Below are 16599 nucleotides of genomic sequence, written 5' to 3'. Positions count from 1 at the left end.
TGATGACGGCCATCGCCCCACGGCGTTCATTCAACGAGCTGGTCACCCGGTACTGGACCCTGATGTCGCGGGTGTACAACTTCCCGCTCGTGCAGCGTCACATCTATAGCCCGGCACAAACGGACACCATCAGGCAGTTGCGCGAGCACGACGCCCGTCGCATCGCCGATATCGCTTGTGGCACCGGAATATTGGCATCACGGATCCAGAGTGAACTGCCGTCGGCGACCGTCTTCGGCGTGGACATGTCCGATGGCATGCTTGCCAAGGCACGGGCCCGCTCTGCCGACGTGCAGTGGCAGAAGGCACCCGCGGAGCAGCTCCCATTCGCGGATGGCGCCCTCGACGCCGTGGTGACCACCTCCGCGTTCCACTTCTTCGATCAGCCCGCCGCGCTGTCGGAGTTCCACCGCGTGCTGGCCCCGGGCGGCATGGCCTCGGTCGCCACGATCTGCCCGAAGGAGCGCCGCTGGATGCGCAACAGAACCGGGGAACGCGGCCCGGCGCATTTCCCGACGGCGGGCGAAATGGAGCGGCTGTTCGCGGGTGCCGGTTTTGACGTCGTGGTGCACCGCCCGGTGGCCCGCCCTGTCACACCACCGCTGGTCTCCGTCGACTGGATCTGTGTGGGCCTCAAGACCTGACTACTACCTGCCCGGCAGCCTGACCAAGCCGTTCGGCCATCCATTACCCTCACTGATTGACGTCCGCCTCGCAACGTAAATCTGTCAGGAGTGCCCCATGGAGGGTTTCAGCGGCAAGGTCGCCGTGGTCACCGGTGCCGGTTCGGGAATCGGCCGTGCACTGGCCGTCGAACTGGCGCGTTCGGGCGCCAAGGTCGCCATCAGCGACATCGACAACGAGGGCCTGGCCGAGACCGAACGCCAGATCAAGGCTCTCGGTGCCGACGTACGCTCGGACCGCCTCAATGTCGCCGAACGCGAGGCTTTCCTGCTCTACGCCGATGTCGTCAAAGAACATTTCGGCAAGGTCAACCAGATCTACAACAACGCGGGCATCGACTTCCACGGCGACGTCGAAGCGAGTCAGTTCAAGGACATCGAGCGCATCATCGACGTCGACTTCTGGGGCGTCGTCAACGGCACCAAAGCCTTCCTGCCGCACCTCATCGCCTCCGGCGACGGCCACGTCGTCAACGTCTCGTCCATATTCGGAGTGATGGCGTGCCCGGGCCAGAGTGCCTACAACGCAGCGAAATTCGCGGTGCGCGGCTTCACCGAGTCGCTGCGGCAGGAGATGATCGTCGCCAAGTTGCCCGTCGCCGTCACCTGCGTGCACCCCGGCGGCATCAAGACCAATGTGGCCCGCAACGCCACCATGGCCGAGGGCTATGACCACGCCGAGTTCGCGAAGTTGTTCGACCTGCTCGCGCGCACCAGCCCCCAGGCCGCCGCACGGATCATTCTCACCGCCGTGCGCAAGAAGAAGCCCCGCGTGCTCGTCGGGCCGGATGCGAAGGTGATCGACGTCTTGGTCCGGCTGACGGGTGCGCGGTACCAGGATCTGTTCGTGCTGGGCGAGCGGTTCCTGATGCCCAAACGTTCCCACTGACCCACTACTCTGACTATTTGACAGTCGTCTAACAAGGAGACACTTATGGAAGGCTTCAGCGGCAAGGTCGCCGTGGTGACCGGCGCGGGTTCGGGTATCGGACGCGCACTGGCCGTCGAACTGGCGCGTTCGGGCGCCAAGGTCGCCATCAGCGACGTGGATGCCGAGGGGCTGGCAGAAACCGAGCGCCAGGTAAAGGCGCTGGGCGCCGAGGTTCGCTCCGATCGCCTCAATGTTGTTGAGCGCGAAGCCTTCCTGCTCTACGCCGACTCCATCAAGGAGCACTTCGGCAAGGTCAACCAGATCTACAACAACGCCGGCATCGCCTACCAGGGCGAGGTAGAGGAAAGCCAGTTCAAAGACATCGAGCGCATCATCGAAGTCGACTTCTGGGGCGTCGTCAACGGCACCAAAGCCTTCCTGCCGCATCTGATCGCCTCCGGCGACGGCCACGTCGTCAACGTGTCCAGCCTGTTCGGCGTGCTCTCCATGCCCGGCCAAAGTGCTTACAACTCCGCCAAGTTCGCGGTACGCGGCTTCACCGAATCGCTGCGCCAGGAAATGATCATCGGCAAGAAGCCGGTCGCGGTCACCTGCGTGCACCCCGGCGGCATCAAAACCGCCATCGCACGCAACTCCACCACCGCCGAGGGCTACGACCAGCAGGCGATGGCCGCGATGTTCGACAAGTACCTGGCGAACACCAGCCCGGAGGCTGCCGCCCGCATCATCCTCACCGCGGTGCGCAAGAAGAAGCCGCGCGTGCTGGTCGGTCCCGACGCCAAGATCCTGGACGTCATCGTTCGACTGACCGGCGCCCGCTACCAGGACATCTTCTCGCTGGTCACCCGCTTCATCCTGCCCCGCCCGGGGAAGTAACCCCGGCATCGATCATGCGCGCCGTACTACCGCGCGGCGCGAATGATCGACGGCAAGAAGGTACCGATGACGGTTTGATCGAACACCATCGTGCTGGGAAGCCGGTTGTGCACGATCGCCACCGAGATCCTGCGTTTCTGGTCGGCCCATCCGAAGGATCCGCCGGCGCCGATGTGCCCGAAGCCGCCACCGATCACGGGGACCGTCAACGAGTGATACCCCCGGTGCCAGCCCATCGGTAGCCCGAGCGTGTGGTCGATCTGATAGCTGTTCTTGCGACCCAGTCCACGGGTGATCTCCGGTGACAGCAGCCGCACACCGTCCACGCTGCCGTCACCCGCGAGCGCGGAATAGAGCTTGGCCAACGCAGGCGCGGTGCAGCAAGCGCTGCCTGCCCCGCAACGCAAATCCATCACGGGCGCGCTGGCGTGCCCGTCGTCGGCGAGCAGCATTTCAGCACCCGGCTGGTACAGCGTCGAGGCGGCACCCTTGGCGCCCGGCATCTTGTCGAGCACACCCATCACCGGAGGGGCCGTGCGACGGATGAACCCAGACCGTGCGACCCGGTCCAAATATGGTGTGAGCGCGGCAGATTGCGACGGAGCGCCGACAGGCGGGCGTCCCATGTAGATGCCGTCGACACCCAGCGGCTCGGCCAGCTCGGTACGGTACAGCTCTTCCAAATCCTTACCGGTGACCACCTTGGCCAGCCGTCCCATCAGCCAGCCGATCGACAGCGCGTGGTACGCCGGCCGGCCAAAGTAGCGGTCCACCGGGGCCGCGGCCAACCTGTCGGCCATCAGATCCGGATCGAACATCTCCTCGTAGTTGTGCGCGATCCCCGTCAGCCGCGACAGACCGGCCGTATGCGAGAGGACCTCGTCGACCGTGATCGCTTCCTTGCCGTTGGCGGCGAACTCCGGCCAGTAACGAGAGACCGGCGCGCGGTACTCCAACAGCCCGCGGTCCACCAGCCGGTGGATGATCGTCGCGGTCACGCCCTTGGACGCCGAGAAGATCACCGGAGCGGTATCACGCGTCCACTGCTCGCCCTTCTGCGCCAACCCTGCCCACAGATCCAGCACGGGCTCGCCGTCCACGTACACGCAGATGGCGCCGCCGCCGACGCGATACCGGGTGAAGGCGAACGAGAAGACACGGACCACCCCTCGGAACTCGGGGCGCGCCCAACCGTTCACCCCCGGCGGCAGCTCCATGCCGCGTTCCAGCGGCGGATAAGCCAGGGGAATGGATGCAGGTCGCGATGGTTCCGTAGCCGCGTCGTCGAGGCCGTGAGGTTGTGCCATAAGTAACAGTGAGTACCAGGTACTCAACATCTAGGCAAGGGCGACGGTGAGATGTCGGACAGATACCCAATCGGGGCGCACCGATTGGGGGCGCTTCACGACCCCGGCGCTTTAGCCGACCGCCTTGACGATCTGAGGCCACAAGAATGCGAAGGAGATCTGGTCAAGGGCCATGGTCAGCGGAAGCCGGTTGTGTGCGAAGCCGACGGCAATCTTGCGCTTGGGGTCGGCCCACCCCATCGAGCCGCCAAGGCCGATGTGGCCGAACCCGCCGCGGAATCCGTTCATGGGAAGCGACATGTAGCCCAAGTGCATGCCCATGGGGAACAAGATGGTCCGGTCGATGGTCAGATTGGTCTTACGGCCAAGCCCGGCAACAATTTCCGGCGAGAGGAACTCGCGACCGTCAACACTGCCACCACCGGCCAGGGCGGCGTACATCTTGGCCAGCGCGGGCGCTGTCGCCACCGCATTGGCAGCCGGGGCCTGCATGTCGTACAAGGCCGAATTCAGCGTTCCGTCGTCGGCGAGAATCCGCTCCATTCCCGGCTCGTACATCGTGGCGATGGCGCCCTCGAAACCGGGAATGCGGTCGATGGCACGGATGACCGTCGGCAGTACCCGCCCCACCACAGGCCGGTTCGCCACCGGGTCCAGGAAGGGATACATCGAGGCGGCCTTGGTCGACGAGGTGCGCGGTGGGCGGCCCAGGTGAATCCCGTCAACCCCCAGCGGCTCGGCGATCTCGGTCTGGAACAGCTCGCGCATGTCCTTCCCGGTGACCGCACGGGCCAGCCCCGCGAGCAGCCACCCGAAGGTAAGTGCGTGATAGGCACGCTTACCGTAGAACTTGTCGACGGGGGCCGCGGCCAGGCGCTGCTCCATCAACTCGTGATCGGCGATTTCCTCTGCGTGGTAAGCGATCCCGTCCAGTCGGGAAAGACCCGCGCGGTGATCGAGAACCTGGCGGACCGTGATCGACGACTTGCCGTTGGCCCCGAACTCCGGCCAGTAGCGCGCCACCGGAGCGTCATAGGCAAGCAGTCCGCGGTCTACCAGGCGATGAATGACCGTGGCGGCCACACCCTTGGACGCCGAAAACACCAGCGCGCCGGTATCGCGTGTCCAGCCCTGCCCGGCAGCGGCCGCACCGGCCCAGATGTCCAGGGCGGGTTCACCGTCCACGTAGACGCAGAGCCCACCGCCACCGAGCCGATACTTGGTGAACATCCAGTCGAAGGTTCGGACGACGGAGGAGAGCTCGGGGCGCGCCCACCCCTCTACTCCGTTGGGCAGCCGCAACCCGGGCTGATCCCCCGAATAGAACTCATCGCCGCGTGCAGGTGCTGTGGCCGCAACATTGGGGCCCAGAGGGATCGCCATAATGAACATTTAGGTACCACGTGTCAAATAATCGGGTCAAGTCACAATCTGATTGCCGACGGCGTCACCCCAGGTCAGCGAGCTTGGGTCAGCCGCGCAGCAGAATCTGATGATCGTTAAGCCAGGTGTCCACTACTCGCTGTGGATCCGCGCCACCGGATACTTCGCGGGTCATCGCCGCCAGGTCACCGGTGGTCAGCTCGCCGGCCACCTTATTGAGCGACAAAACCTGCGGTTCGGACAGTTCATTGCGCCGGTACAGCGGAACGACGTTGTTGGCCGGCAGCCAGCTTTTTTCGTCGTCCACCAAGGTGACCCCATCGGCCGGAAGGGCCGGGCTGGCGGTGGACGTCCAGGCCACTGCCACCTCTGCGCGCTTGAGCGCCGCGAAAAGTTCACCGGTACTGGGAAATTGACGCGGATTACCCGTCGAGCAAGAACCTATGCGCGCGACGGGAACGGGCCCCGGCCCCACCTGCCCGGCACGCGCCAGTTCATCGCAATGCCGCGCTAACCCGGCAAGCGTGGGTTTGGCCGAGACACTCGTCGTTCCGGACGGAACCGCAATGGCCGGACGATCCTCTGCCGTCCCGTAGTCGGCGGCCGCGACGCCTGCGGGCAGCGCGGCGATCATGGCCTTATACGTGACTTCCTCGTCTCCGCTGGCCCGCTGCTGCGGGGCGAACTGTCGCAACAACCTTCCCGTGAATCCCGGCGCGACGCTCGCGATACCGGTATCCAATTCTGCTACCGGGTCGGCACTCTCACGCACCTTGGTGTCGATACCGGTCGCCCTCACCACCGCCGCGTAGATGCGCGCGAGCACTCGGTACTGCGGTTCCTTCGTGGTGACCACCGTCAAATACGGCGCGGGGCCGCCATTCTCCGAACAACCAGCCAGCATGGCCACTGCGATCAGCAGCCCCACCGCCCACGCACGAAAAATCAAACGGGATCAGTCGCTCTCGTGCGCGACAGCTTGAACAGCCGCCGCCACCGCGGGTCCGACGCGTGGATCCAGCGGGCTGGGCACGATCTTGTTCGGGGCCAGATCGGGCTCGACAACCGAGAAGATCGCCTCGGCTGCCGCCACTTTCATCCGCTCGGTGATCCTGGTCGCCTCAGCGTCGAGCGCGCCACGGAACACACCGGGGAAGGCCAGCACGTTGTTGATCTGATTCGGGAAATCGCTGCGTCCGGTCGCCACGATCGCGGCGTACTTGGCCGCAATATGCGGGTGGATCTCAGGATCGGGGTTGGAGCAGGCGAAGACAATGCTGTCGTCCGCCATGGTCGCGATGAGCGACTCGTCGACCTTTCCGGCCGAAACGCCCAGGAAGACATCGGCACCCGCGAGCGCCTCGGCCTGTCCGCCGGTGAGGCCACGCGGGTTGGTGCGCGCCGCAAGGTCTGCCTTGAACTCGTTGAGGTCATCGCGGCTGGAATGCACGATGCCCTTGGAGTCCAGCACCGTGACATCGGTGATGCCGTCTGCCAGCAGGATGTTGGCGCAGGCGACACCGGCCGCGCCCGCGCCGGAAATCACCACCTTGAGAGACTTCTGGTCGCGGCCCAGTACCCGCGACGCACCCATGAGCGCGGCCAGCACCACGATGGCGGTGCCATGCTGGTCGTCGTGCATCACCGGGCAGTCCAGCGCCTCGATCACGCGACGCTCGATTTCGAAACATCGCGGCGCGGAGATGTCCTCCAGGTTGACCGCGCCGAAGGTGGGACGCAGACGGATCAGCGTCTCGACGATCTCGTCGGGATCCTTGGTGTCGAGCACGATCGGGATGGAGTTGAGGCCCGCGAAGGTCTTGAACAGCGCGCTCTTGCCCTCCATGACGGGCAGCGAGGCCGACGGACCGATATCGCCGAGACCGAGCACGGCGCTGCCGTCGCTCACGACCGCAACCAGACGATGCGCCCAGGTGTACTTCTTAGCCAGGCTGGCGTCGGCCGCGATGGCCCGCGACACCTGTGCGACACCCGGGGTGTAGGCAATCGAGAGTGCGCGCTGGGTATCCAGCGGCGACTTGAGCTCTACCGACAGCTTCCCATCGATATGTGCTTCGAAAATCTCTTCATCTGTCACGACAACGTCGGATGCGGTCACAGCGTGAGACTACTGGCCCCCGTGGAGGTCACTTCTGGCGACTCAGGAACTGTGAGCAGCCCGTTACGAGCCCGCCACGAATCCGCGCACCGACTCGGCGATCATCTGCACCGCGATCGCGGCCAGGAGCAGGCCCGCGACGCGCGCCAGCAGCATGATTCCGCCCTCCCGCAACACCCTGATCAGCACCGTCGAGAACCTCAGCGTGAGATACAGCACCAGGTGCACACACAGGATCGCGGCGGCTATGGCCAGATAGGTGCCCACCTGTCCCTGCGCCTGACGGACCGCGATGATCGTCGCCGCGATGGCGCCGGGCCCCGCCATGAGGGGCGTGCCCAGCGGAACGAGCGCCACATTCACACCGCTGTCGGCGTTCTGGCTGGTGGCACCCCCCATCAGCAGTGACAGACCGGTGATGAGCAGCAGCAGGCCACCGGCACCCTGCAGCGCGGGCACTCCTATATGTAGGTACGTCAGGATCGCCTGCCCACCGATCGCGAACATCGAGATGACCGTCAACGAGACCGCGGGGGCCTGCCACGCGGCGCGATGACGCTCGGAAGCCGGCGCCCGTCCCGTCAGCGACAAAAACACCGGTACCGCACCGGGCGGATCCATGATGACCACCAGAGTGATGAACACCGAGGTGAACACCGCGATATCGAATGTCACGACATCAGTGTCCCAGGCGATCCTTCAGGTTCGCGGGTTACCATCGCGCAGCACGGTTCCGCAGAATTGGTTTGCGAGCAGGGAGCCCACATCATGGCGCGATTTCCGTCGGTCAATCCGTCGTCGTTGCGTTCGCCCATCCGCGGCCGTGAACCGGAAACCGACGCCAAACGCATCCCGGTTCCCCTCGCCCGCGCCATCGTGGACTGCGGCGTCTACGTCGACGGAGTACGTCTGCCGGGCAAGTACACCCCCACCGCCGCGCTGGAGAAGGTGCGCTCGCTGGATCGCGGATTCGTCTGGGTGGGCCTGCATGAACCCGACGAACATCAGATGGAAGCCGTCGCGGGTCCGTTCGGATTACACCGGCTGGCCGTCGAAGACGCGGTGCACGCACACAACCGGCCGAAACTCGAACGCTATGACGACACCCTCTTCCTGGTGCTCAAGACCGTCAATTATGTTGAACACGAATCAATTTCAACCGCCCGCGAAATCGTGGAGACCGGCGAGATCATGATCTTCGTGGGTGGCGACTTCGTGGTGACGGTGCGCCACGGCGACCACAGCGGCCTGGCGAAGGTGCGTGCACAGATGGACGCCGACCCCGACCACATGCGGCTGGGCCCCTACGCCGTCATGCATGCGATCGCCGACCGTGTCGTCGACTCCTACCTCGAGGTCTCCGATCTGGTGGAGGACGATATCGACTCGATGGAGGAGAACGTGTTCTCTCCACGGTCCGCCACCGACATCGAGCACATCTACATGCTCAAACGCGAAGTGGTGGAACTGCGCCGCGCGATCAGCCCGCTCTCGGTCGCGCTGAGCAAGCTGACCCAGGACCACAACGACCTCATCGCCAAGGAAGTCCGCCGCTATCTGCGCGACGTCCTGGATCACCAGACCCATGCCGCCGACCAGATCGGAAGCTACGACGAGATGCTCACCTCTCTGGTCAACGCCGCGGTCGGCAAGGTGGCGATGCAGCAGAACACTGATATGCGCAAGATCAGTGCCTGGGTCGCCATCGTGTCGGTGCCCACCATGATCGCCGGGATCTACGGCATGAACTTCGATTTCATGCCCGAACTGCACCAGCCCTGGGGTTACCCGGCGGTGCTGCTGGTCATGGTCAGCGCTTGCACCTTCGTGTACCGCACCTTGCGGCGCAACCGCTGGCTGTAATCCTCCGCGAACGTAACCACATGCACGCGCGAACGCTGATTCTCGTGCGTGTGGTTACTGTCGATGCGTCAGGATGGCTGCGCGTGCGCCCGTGACGGGTCCATCACATCGATATCGGCCTGCCGCCACGCGTCCCGGAGCGCATCGGCACCCTTGAGCCGCACCCAAGCAGCCTCGTTGGCGGTGATGGGCACCGCCGCCAAAAACCGCACGGGCGAGAGCGGTTCGGGCAATACGAGGTCCGGCACCTCGCTGGCTTGCAGCAGTACCGCGGTGAACGCCTGCCGGTCCGGATCGTCCCAGAGCGGCTGTCCCAGGTCGACAAGCGCATCGTCGGTGAGCACCAGCCCCTCCACCGCAGGCGAGGCGGCCAGCACCGCAAGGGACCGGGCCAGACCGGGAAAGACGTTGCCGCGCAGACTGATCAGCACCTCAGCGCGCGGGCCGCGTTCATCGGATGTCAACATCTCCCCCGGATCGGACATCGGGTAGCGCGCGGCGCCCACGGACACGAAATGTGTCAGCCCGGCATCGTCGGGCCCGTAACGCAGCAGCTCGTAGGGCTCGGATCCCAGGAACGTGACGGATGCCGAATCCGGCTCGCCCGCACCGCGCCCGGCGAAGTAGCCGGCCAAATGCGCGAGTACCCGGCGGACGATCTCGTCCGAATTCATACCTGCACTGTTCACTCGCCGACGGCGGCCAGAGAAAGATTCTCACCCGAGGCCGCGTCGAAGATCACCAGCTTGCCTGTGTCGATGATCAGCTCGATGGGCTGGCCCTCCACGACCTTGGACGCCGCGGCCAGCCGCGCCACGAATTCGTTCTCGCCGACCTCGGATTCCTGCGCGAGCTCGGTCAGCTCGGCGGACTTGGCCGCACCACCCTCGGTGGTGAAGTGCACGTACTTGTCCGAGCCCAGCGACTCCACCACGTCGGCATTGACCGTGAGCGTCAGGCCGGTGATCCGCTTGTACGTGTCGACCAGGGCGGCGTCCTCGAACTGTTCGGGGCGAATACCCACGATCACGTCACCGGAAGGCTTCTTGGCCGTGATGCCGGCATACACACCGGCATCGAGCGTCACCTCACCGAAGGGCAGCTGCACACCCACATCGGTGAGCGTGGCCGGAAAGAAGTTCATGGCCGGAGAACCGATGAAGCCGGCGACGAACAGGTTGGCCGGAGTGTCGTACAGCTCCTGGGGCGCACCGACCTGCTGGACCTTTCCCGCGCGCAGCACCACCACCCGATCCCCCAGCGTCATCGCCTCGGTCTGGTCGTGCGTGACGTAGACGGTGGTGGTACCCAAACGCTTTTGCAGGCGCGCGATCTCGGTACGCATCTGCACTCGCAGCTTGGCGTCCAGATTGGACAACGGCTCGTCCATCAGGAATGCCTTGGGGCTACGCACGATCGCACGACCCATCGCCACCCGCTGCCGCTGACCGCCAGAAAGGTTGGCGGGCTTGCGGTCCAGATAGTCGGTGAGATCCAGGATCTTGGCGGCCTCTTCGACCTTGGCGTTGACATCGGCCTTGCTCATCTTGGCCAAGGTCAGCGGAAACGCGATGTTCTGGCGCACCGTCATATGCGGATACAACGCGTACGACTGGAAGACCATCGCGATATCGCGATCCTTGGGAGCCTTCTCGTTGACCCGCTGGCCCGCGATGGTCAGCTCACCAGAGGAGATGTCTTCAAGTCCGGCAATCATGTTCAACGTGGTGGACTTACCGCACCCCGACGGACCGACCAGGATGATGAACTCGCCGTCGGCGATGTTCAGGCTGACGTCCTGGACCGCGGCCGAACCATCCGCGTACGTCTTGGACACCCGATCGAGCACTATCTCAGCCATCGCTAACCCTTCACTGCGCCGGAGGTCAATCCGGCGACGATCCGTCGTTGGAATATGAGCACGAAGATGATGATCGGCACCGTGATGACGATGGCGCCGGCCGCGATCGATCCGGTGGGCTCCTCGAATTGCGAACTGCCGGTGAAGTTGGCGATTGCCACCGGGGCGGTGATGGACCGGTCGGTGGCGGTCAGCGAGATCGCCAACAGGAGGTCGTTCCACGCGAAGATGAACACCAGGATCGCGGAGGTGACGATGCCGGGTGTGGCCAACGGGGCGATGACCTTCCGGAACGCCTGTGCCGGAGTGGCGCCATCCATCTTGGCTGCCTTCTCCAGCTCCCAAGGGATCTCACGGAAGAACGCCGACAGCGTGTAGATGGCCAGGGGCAGCGCGAACGTGATGTACGGAATGATCAGACCGGGCCAGGTGTCGAACAGGCCGATGGACCGCTCGATGTTGAAAATCGGCGTCACCAGGGAGATCTGCGGGAACATCGCGATGAGCAGGGCGGCCCCGATGAGCGCCTTCTTGCCGGGGAAGTCCAGTCGCGCCACCGCGTAAGCGGCCATGGTGCCCACACCGACGGCAATCACCGTCGCGATCAGTCCGATGCCGATGGAATTGACCAGCGCCGAGGTGAAGACGTTGCCGCTGAAGATGCCGCGGTAGTTGTCGAGGGTCACCGGCCAGGGTAAGAACTTGCCGTCCTTGACCGACGACGTGGGCTTGAGCGACAGGCTCAACACCCACAGCACCGGCACCAGCGCGTAACACAGCACCAGCACATCGGCGATCACCCATCCCGAAAGCTGCCGGGCCCGGCGCGAATCGCGCGCGCTCACCGTGCGTCCTCGTCGTCCGCGGTCGGTGCCGAGGCCCCGAAACCCTTGATGAAGATGAAGGCGATGACGGCCACACACAGGAAGATCAGGACACTGATCGCCGAGCCGAGTCCGACGTTGAACGCCTTGAACAGATTGTCGTAGCCCAATATCGACACCGATCCCGTGTTGTTGCTGCCACCGGTGAGTACATAGATGTTGTCGAAGATCCGGAACGCATCCAGGGTGCGGAACAACAGAGCGACCAGAATCGCGGGCTTCATGATCGGGATAGTGACGCGGATCAACCGGCTCCAGCCGTTGGCACCGTCGACCTGAGCGGCCTTCAACAGATCGTCGGGCACCAACGCCAAACCTGCCAGTAGCAGCAGCGCCATGAACGGTGTGGTCTTCCACACCTCGGCCAGGATCACCACCGCAAGCGATGGAATCTGTTGCGTCAACGGCGCACTCCCTGTCGGGAGCAGATTGGCAAGGTATCCCGTGCCCGGCGTCCATGCGTAGTACCAGCTGTATGACGCTGCCACGGTGACGATTCCGTACGGGATCAGCACGGCGGTGCGCACCACCCCCCTACCGAAGATGGTCCGGTGCATCACCAGCGCGAGGGTCAGTCCGAGCGCGAGCTCGATGATCACCGAAATCACGGTGATCGCAAGGGTCACGAGAAGCGCGCTCCACCAATATCTGTCGGACAACACGGTGATGTAGTTGTCGAACCACACGAACTTGCGATCCTGCGGGCTGGCGAAGTTGTACCTCTGCAGGCTGAGCCATACGGCGTAGCAGATGGGATACGCGGTGACCGCGAGCATCAGGATGGCGGCGGGCGCGATGAGCAGCAGACCGAGCCGACGCTCGGCCTTCTTTCCCTCGGAGTCCGTCTTTGAGGTCATGGAATCAGCCCCCGGCCGTCAACGGCCTTTTGCACCTGATCGGTGAGCAGGTCGGCGGTGCGCTCGGGATCGATCCCGGTGATCGGGGACAGTGCCGCCGAGACTCGTGTCGAGATGGCTTGGTAATACGGTGAGGCGGGTCGTACCGCGGCATTGGCGAGTTGCTCGCGGATGATCGCGTAGGCCGGATACTTGGCCTGGAATTCGGGATCGTCATAGAGCGAGGAGTCCACCGCGGGCAAGCCGCCCTCGATCGCCGTCGCCTTCTGATTCTCCCGGTTGCGCAAGCAGTTCAGCGCCTCGAATGCCTGAGCCTTGTATCGAGTCGTCCTGGCGACCGCGATGTTCAGCCCGCCGATCGTGACCCTGGCGGGCTGTCCTTCGACCGCGGCGGGAAACGGAGCGAAACCGAGCGCCGCACTGGCCGCCTCGTACGCGGCGGTGAACTGCTCATCGCTCGGATCGAAGCGACCCGCGTCGCCGATCGCGCCGGTCAAATCCGGCCGCCGGTCCAGACGCAGGAACGGCACCCCGCCCTTGATGGCGTTCTCCATCATGCTGGCCATGACGAACGGCCAATTGATCTCGAATGCGGCCTTGCCCTGCTCGAAGGCCAATCGCGCTGTCCCCTCATCGGTCTGGGTGATCGATGGATCGGCGCCGTCGGCCGTGGCGATCGACTTGATGATCCGCAACGCGGTGACCGTCGCGGCGCGATGCTCGGGGGTGTCGCTGAGGGTGACCGTCTTGCCGTCGTCGGCCAGCACGGAGCCGCCGGCACTGACCAGCAGGGTGTTGAACAGCACCACGAGGCCCTCGTACTGCTTGCCCTGTAACGCAATCCAGCTGGGACCGCCGGAGCGCGCGAACCCCTCGGCCTCCCGGACCGTCTGATCCCAGGTGGCGGGCGGTTCGGGGAGCAGGTCCTTGCGGTACCAGAGCAGCTGGGTGTTGGTGCTCAGCGGGGCCGCGTACAGCTTGTCCTTCCAGCGGGCGCTGGCCAACGGGCCGGCCAGGGTGTCGCGCTGCGCGTTGGCCTCGGTGACGCCCGCCGGGTCATCGGAAAGCGGTAGTGCCCAACCCGCTTCGGCGAACTCCGCGGTCCAGACCACGTCCATGCCCATCAGGTCCAGGGTGCGGTCGTTGCCGGTCAACCGGCGGGCCAGCTGCAGCCGTTGTTCGTCGGCTCGCTTCGGGAGGCTGACCTGTCGAATGGTGAACCGGCCACCGAGCTCTTTGTTGCATCGCTGCGCCGCGGCGGTGAAGGTGGCTGCCTCGCTGGCAGGGGTATAGAAGCGGATGACGATCTCGTCGTCGGAGCGGGCGCATCCCGTCAGCGCGGCCAGTGTCAGGCAGGCGACGCCCAGCGCCACGCCCTTCCGTCGGAACCATCCGGCCGACGACTCCAGCACGACCGCCTCCTGGTCCGTTGACGTGGCTCGGCACCTCCGCGTGCCGGCACGGCGGGCACACCCGTCCCGCGCGGCAACCGTAGAGCGAAAACCAGGTGACATGCAACATGTTCGGTGCGCGCGTCCCATTCTCGGGGGCACCGGCAACGCCGCAGGCCAGCGCCGTACGGCGCAGAACCGATGGGGTCTAGATGGCTAGTTTGGCCAGCATGTCGCGCGCGGCCTCGGCCTGCCCCGGCTCGCACAACACGTCATAACGTCCCGCGACCAGCTGCATCGTCGACGCGAAATCTCTTGTGCCCCTTGTCATCGCATAGGGAACCGCGGCCGTGACCAATCCGAACACCAGCCCGACGGTGAGCCCCACGATGAGCGAACCGGCCAGGTTTGTGCTGAACATTCCGAGCACCAGACCGATGAACAAGCCCAGCCATGCCCCACTGAGCATGCCGCCGCCGAGAACCTTGGGCCACGACAGTCGGCCGGTCACTCGCTCGACCTGCATCAGATTCACTCCGACGATGGTCACGTTTTCGACCGGGAACTGCTGATCGGACAGGTAGTCGACGGCACGCTGAGCCTCGGCGTAGGTCGGGTACGAACCGATGGGCCAGCCTTGCGGCGGTGTCGGCAACGACAACGGGGAACGCGGTGACGTCGAGCGCTGCGATTGCCCGGGGGTGAGCGGTTGTCCCACGAGTTGGGTCCTCCTGGAGAGTCGATGATGGACGGTGGCGCTCTAGCTAGCTCTCATTTAACGCCCGACGGTACCGGTTGGTGCCCCTTTGACCGCTACCTGCGACTTCCCGGCCGCAGCGCGGCCGGGAACGCCCTCGATACGCTAGGTTTGCGCCATGACTACCCCGGGCAACGAACCCTCCGGCACCAGCCCTGACGCCTCGTCCGGGTACGAATACCCGTCCCTGGAGAAGTCCAGCCCGCCGGTCGATCCCACTTCCGCCGCCAACCCGGTACCTCCGAGCGTTCCACCGGCCTGGGAGACCCCCGGAGCTCCTCCGGCCTACCCCGCCTACCCGAGCGCTCCGCCCGCGTACCCCACGGCTCCACCGCCGTATCCGACGGCGCCGCCCGCCTATCCGCAGTACGGCCAGGGCTATCCCCCGTATCAGTCGGGACAGCAACCGGGCGCGTATCCGCCAGCGGGGTATCCGGCCACCGGCGGATACCCCGGATACCCGCCGCCCGGCTACGCCGACCCCTACGGGTACGGCGCATACGGGCAGACCGGCGGTACCAACGGACTGGCCATCGGATCTCTGATCGCCTCGATCGCTGGCGTCTTCTGCGGCGTCGGATCGATCGCCGGCGTCATCATGGGCATCATCGCGCTCAACCAGCTCAAGACCTCACAGCAGGACGGCAAGGGTGTGGCCATCGCCGGGATCATCATCGGTGGCGCCGTCATCGCGTTCTGGCTGCTGATCATCGTCATCGGCATCGCCTCCGGCGGTAGCGGCAGCTCGGGGTCCTACTAGCCCGTCTGCGGCGCGTAAGGGGGCGCCTGCCGCGTCATACCCGCGGCCCGGCCCTTGCCCGCGATCACCAGCGCCATCTTGCGGCTGGCCTCGTCGATCATCTCGTCCCCGAGCATCACCGCACCGCGCGCACCGCCCGCAACCGAGGTATGCCACTCATAGGCGTCCAGGATCAGCTCCGCCCTGTCGTAGTCCTCCTGGCGCGGGCTGAAGATCTCATTGCCCGCCTCAACCTGCGCGGGATGCAGCACCCACTTCCCGTCGAAACCCAGTGCGGCCGAGCGGCCCGCGGCGACCCGGAAGGCATCGACGTCGCGCACCTTCAGATAGGGGCCGTCGATCGCATCGATTCCCTGGGCACGCGCGGCAACCAGGATGGTCATCAGCACGTGGTGATACGCCTCGCCGTCATACCCGGGCGGCTGTTCCCCGACCACCAGCGTGCGCATGCCGAGACTGGCCATGAAATCCGCGGGCCCGAAGACCAACGACTGCACGCGTGGGCTGGCCGAGGCGATCGCGTCGATGTTGGCGAGCCCCTCGGCATTCTCGATCTGTGCCTGGATGCCGATCGCGCCCACCTCAAGCCCGTGCGATCGCTCGATCTGGGTCAACAGCAGATCCAATGCCGTCACGTGTGAGGCGCCGGTGACCTTGGGCAGCAGGATGTTGTCGATATTGGCGCCGGCCCGCGAAACAACCTCCACCACATCGGCGTAGGTCCACTCGGTGGTCCAGTCGTTGACGCGCACCGATCTCAGCTGCCCGGACCAGCCGGGCGCGTTCAGGGCGTCGGCGATCCGCTGACGAGCCTCCACCTTGGCGGGAGCCGCCACGGCGTCCTCAAGGTCCAGGAAGATCTCGTCCGCGGCAAGGGTTTTCGCCTTGTCGATCATCTTCTGACTGCTGCCGGGAACGGCAAGGGTGGTCCGACGTGGACGGTACGGACGATGCAAGGGAGCTGCC

General features: G+C 65.1%; 17 protein-coding genes. 5 read left to right on the top strand and 12 right to left on the bottom strand.

Annotated elements, in window-relative coordinates; translation table 11 throughout:
- Positions 1–2 precede the first annotated feature (2 nt).
- From MYCSP_RS06215 to MYCSP_RS06205, 3 genes are all read left to right on the top strand, one after another.
- The gene (locus MYCSP_RS06215) at positions 3–644 is read left to right on the top strand and encodes a class I SAM-dependent methyltransferase (RefSeq protein ID WP_088413406.1); all 642 of its coding nucleotides are present in this window, start codon (positions 3–5) and stop codon (positions 642–644) included.
- 97 nt (positions 645–741) lie between these two features.
- Complete coding sequence (locus tag MYCSP_RS06210; RefSeq protein ID WP_088413405.1) at positions 742–1572, top strand: SDR family NAD(P)-dependent oxidoreductase; 831 nt, start codon at positions 742–744, stop codon at positions 1570–1572.
- Between the two features lie 45 nt (positions 1573–1617).
- On the top strand, positions 1618–2451 hold the full coding sequence (locus MYCSP_RS06205; protein ID WP_088413404.1) for an SDR family NAD(P)-dependent oxidoreductase: 834 nt from the start codon (positions 1618–1620) through the stop codon (positions 2449–2451).
- Between the two features lie 26 nt (positions 2452–2477).
- On the opposite strand, the gene MYCSP_RS06200 is transcribed toward MYCSP_RS06205, so the two are convergent.
- The 5 genes from MYCSP_RS06200 to MYCSP_RS06180 all read right to left on the bottom strand — a co-directional run bounded on the left by MYCSP_RS06200 (position 2478) and on the right by MYCSP_RS06180 (position 7935).
- Positions 2478–3758 (bottom strand): serine hydrolase domain-containing protein, encoded by a 1281-nt coding sequence (locus MYCSP_RS06200; protein WP_083013810.1) that lies wholly within the window; start codon positions 3756–3758, stop codon positions 2478–2480.
- A 111-nt stretch (positions 3759–3869) separates the two neighbouring features.
- Positions 3870–5141 (bottom strand): serine hydrolase domain-containing protein, encoded by a 1272-nt coding sequence (locus tag MYCSP_RS06195; RefSeq protein WP_088415479.1) that lies wholly within the window; start codon positions 5139–5141, stop codon positions 3870–3872.
- Positions 5142–5229: 88 nt separating this feature from the next.
- On the bottom strand, positions 5230–6090 hold the full coding sequence (locus MYCSP_RS06190; protein WP_235629526.1) for a glycine betaine ABC transporter substrate-binding protein: 861 nt from the start codon (positions 6088–6090) through the stop codon (positions 5230–5232).
- Positions 6091–6096: 6 nt separating this feature from the next.
- Entirely contained in the window at positions 6097–7239 is a 1143-nt protein-coding gene (locus MYCSP_RS06185; protein ID WP_070913403.1) for an NAD(P)-dependent malic enzyme, read from the bottom strand.
- An 84-nt stretch (positions 7240–7323) separates the two neighbouring features.
- Complete coding sequence (locus tag MYCSP_RS06180) at positions 7324–7935, bottom strand: MarC family protein (RefSeq protein ID WP_070913358.1); 612 nt, start codon at positions 7933–7935, stop codon at positions 7324–7326.
- A gap of 93 nt (positions 7936–8028) precedes the next feature.
- Between MYCSP_RS06180 and corA the strand changes: the two genes are divergently transcribed.
- Positions 8029–9123 carry a magnesium/cobalt transporter CorA gene (gene corA / locus MYCSP_RS06175; protein ID WP_083013811.1) on the top strand — a complete coding sequence of 365 codons (1095 nt, stop codon included), beginning with the start codon at positions 8029–8031 and terminating at the stop codon, positions 9121–9123.
- A 68-nt stretch (positions 9124–9191) separates the two neighbouring features.
- Here corA and MYCSP_RS06170 read toward each other — a convergent pair whose 3' ends face one another.
- The 6 genes from MYCSP_RS06170 to MYCSP_RS06145 form a co-directional block, all read right to left on the bottom strand.
- Positions 9192–9797 carry a suppressor of fused domain protein gene (locus tag MYCSP_RS06170; RefSeq protein WP_088413403.1) on the bottom strand — a complete coding sequence of 202 codons (606 nt, stop codon included), beginning with the start codon at positions 9795–9797 and terminating at the stop codon, positions 9192–9194.
- An 11-nt stretch (positions 9798–9808) separates the two neighbouring features.
- On the bottom strand, positions 9809–10984 hold the full coding sequence (locus MYCSP_RS06165; protein ID WP_088413402.1) for an ABC transporter ATP-binding protein: 1176 nt from the start codon (positions 10982–10984) through the stop codon (positions 9809–9811).
- 2 nt (positions 10985–10986) lie between these two features.
- Positions 10987–11829: a carbohydrate ABC transporter permease gene (locus MYCSP_RS06160; RefSeq protein ID WP_083013813.1), complete on the bottom strand. Its 843-nt coding sequence runs from the start codon at positions 11827–11829 to the stop codon at positions 10987–10989.
- Positions 11826–12725: a carbohydrate ABC transporter permease gene (locus MYCSP_RS06155; RefSeq protein ID WP_088413401.1), complete on the bottom strand. Its 900-nt coding sequence runs from the start codon at positions 12723–12725 to the stop codon at positions 11826–11828. The genes MYCSP_RS06160 and MYCSP_RS06155 overlap by 4 nt, the downstream gene beginning before the upstream one ends.
- Positions 12722–14137, bottom strand: coding sequence for an ABC transporter substrate-binding protein (locus tag MYCSP_RS06150; RefSeq protein WP_088413400.1), 1416 nt, complete (start codon positions 14135–14137; stop codon positions 12722–12724). Before MYCSP_RS06150 ends, MYCSP_RS06155 begins: the two co-directional genes overlap by 4 nt.
- Positions 14138–14324: 187 nt before the next feature.
- Positions 14325–14834, bottom strand: coding sequence for a general stress protein (locus tag MYCSP_RS06145; RefSeq protein ID WP_070913351.1), 510 nt, complete (start codon positions 14832–14834; stop codon positions 14325–14327).
- Between the two features lie 157 nt (positions 14835–14991).
- Between MYCSP_RS06145 and MYCSP_RS06140 the strand changes: the two genes are divergently transcribed.
- Complete coding sequence (locus tag MYCSP_RS06140; RefSeq protein ID WP_070913350.1) at positions 14992–15633, top strand: DUF4190 domain-containing protein; 642 nt, start codon at positions 14992–14994, stop codon at positions 15631–15633.
- Here the strand turns inward: MYCSP_RS06140 and MYCSP_RS06135 are convergent.
- On the bottom strand, positions 15630–16589 hold the full coding sequence (locus MYCSP_RS06135; protein ID WP_088415475.1) for an HpcH/HpaI aldolase/citrate lyase family protein: 960 nt from the start codon (positions 16587–16589) through the stop codon (positions 15630–15632). The two genes, MYCSP_RS06140 and MYCSP_RS06135, sit on opposite strands and share 4 nt — an antisense overlap.
- Positions 16590–16599: the final 10 nt, after the last annotated feature.

This window comes from Mycobacteroides saopaulense (assembly GCF_001456355.1).
In the GTDB taxonomy this organism is placed as follows: Bacteria; Actinomycetota; Actinomycetes; order Mycobacteriales; family Mycobacteriaceae; genus Mycobacterium; species Mycobacterium saopaulense.
The sequence above is the reverse complement of the archived record's forward strand: the minus strand, read 5'-3'. Positions and strand labels throughout refer to the sequence as shown.

Bases quoted from the DNA above. Each gene is read 5' to 3' on its own strand.
- MYCSP_RS06165 (WP_088413402.1), bottom strand. From the start codon at position 10,984: ATGGCTGAGATAGTGCTCGATCGGGTGTCCAAGACGTACGCGGATGGT.
- MYCSP_RS06210 (WP_088413405.1), top strand. From the start codon at position 742: ATGGAGGGTTTCAGCGGCAAGGTCGCCGTGGTCACCGGTGCCGGTTCG.
- MYCSP_RS06200 (WP_083013810.1), bottom strand. From the start codon at position 3,758: ATGGCACAACCTCACGGCCTCGACGACGCGGCTACGGAACCATCGCGA.
- MYCSP_RS06215 (WP_088413406.1), top strand. From the start codon at position 3: ATGACGGCCATCGCCCCACGGCGTTCATTCAACGAGCTGGTCACCCGG.
- MYCSP_RS06170 (WP_088413403.1), bottom strand. From the start codon at position 9,797: ATGAATTCGGACGAGATCGTCCGCCGGGTACTCGCGCATTTGGCCGGC.
- MYCSP_RS06155 (WP_088413401.1), bottom strand. From the start codon at position 12,725: ATGACCTCAAAGACGGACTCCGAGGGAAAGAAGGCCGAGCGTCGGCTC.
- corA (WP_083013811.1), top strand. From the start codon at position 8,029: ATGGCGCGATTTCCGTCGGTCAATCCGTCGTCGTTGCGTTCGCCCATC.
- MYCSP_RS06205 (WP_088413404.1), top strand. From the start codon at position 1,618: ATGGAAGGCTTCAGCGGCAAGGTCGCCGTGGTGACCGGCGCGGGTTCG.
- MYCSP_RS06140 (WP_070913350.1), top strand. From the start codon at position 14,992: ATGACTACCCCGGGCAACGAACCCTCCGGCACCAGCCCTGACGCCTCG.
- MYCSP_RS06195 (WP_088415479.1), bottom strand. From the start codon at position 5,141: ATGGCGATCCCTCTGGGCCCCAATGTTGCGGCCACAGCACCTGCACGC.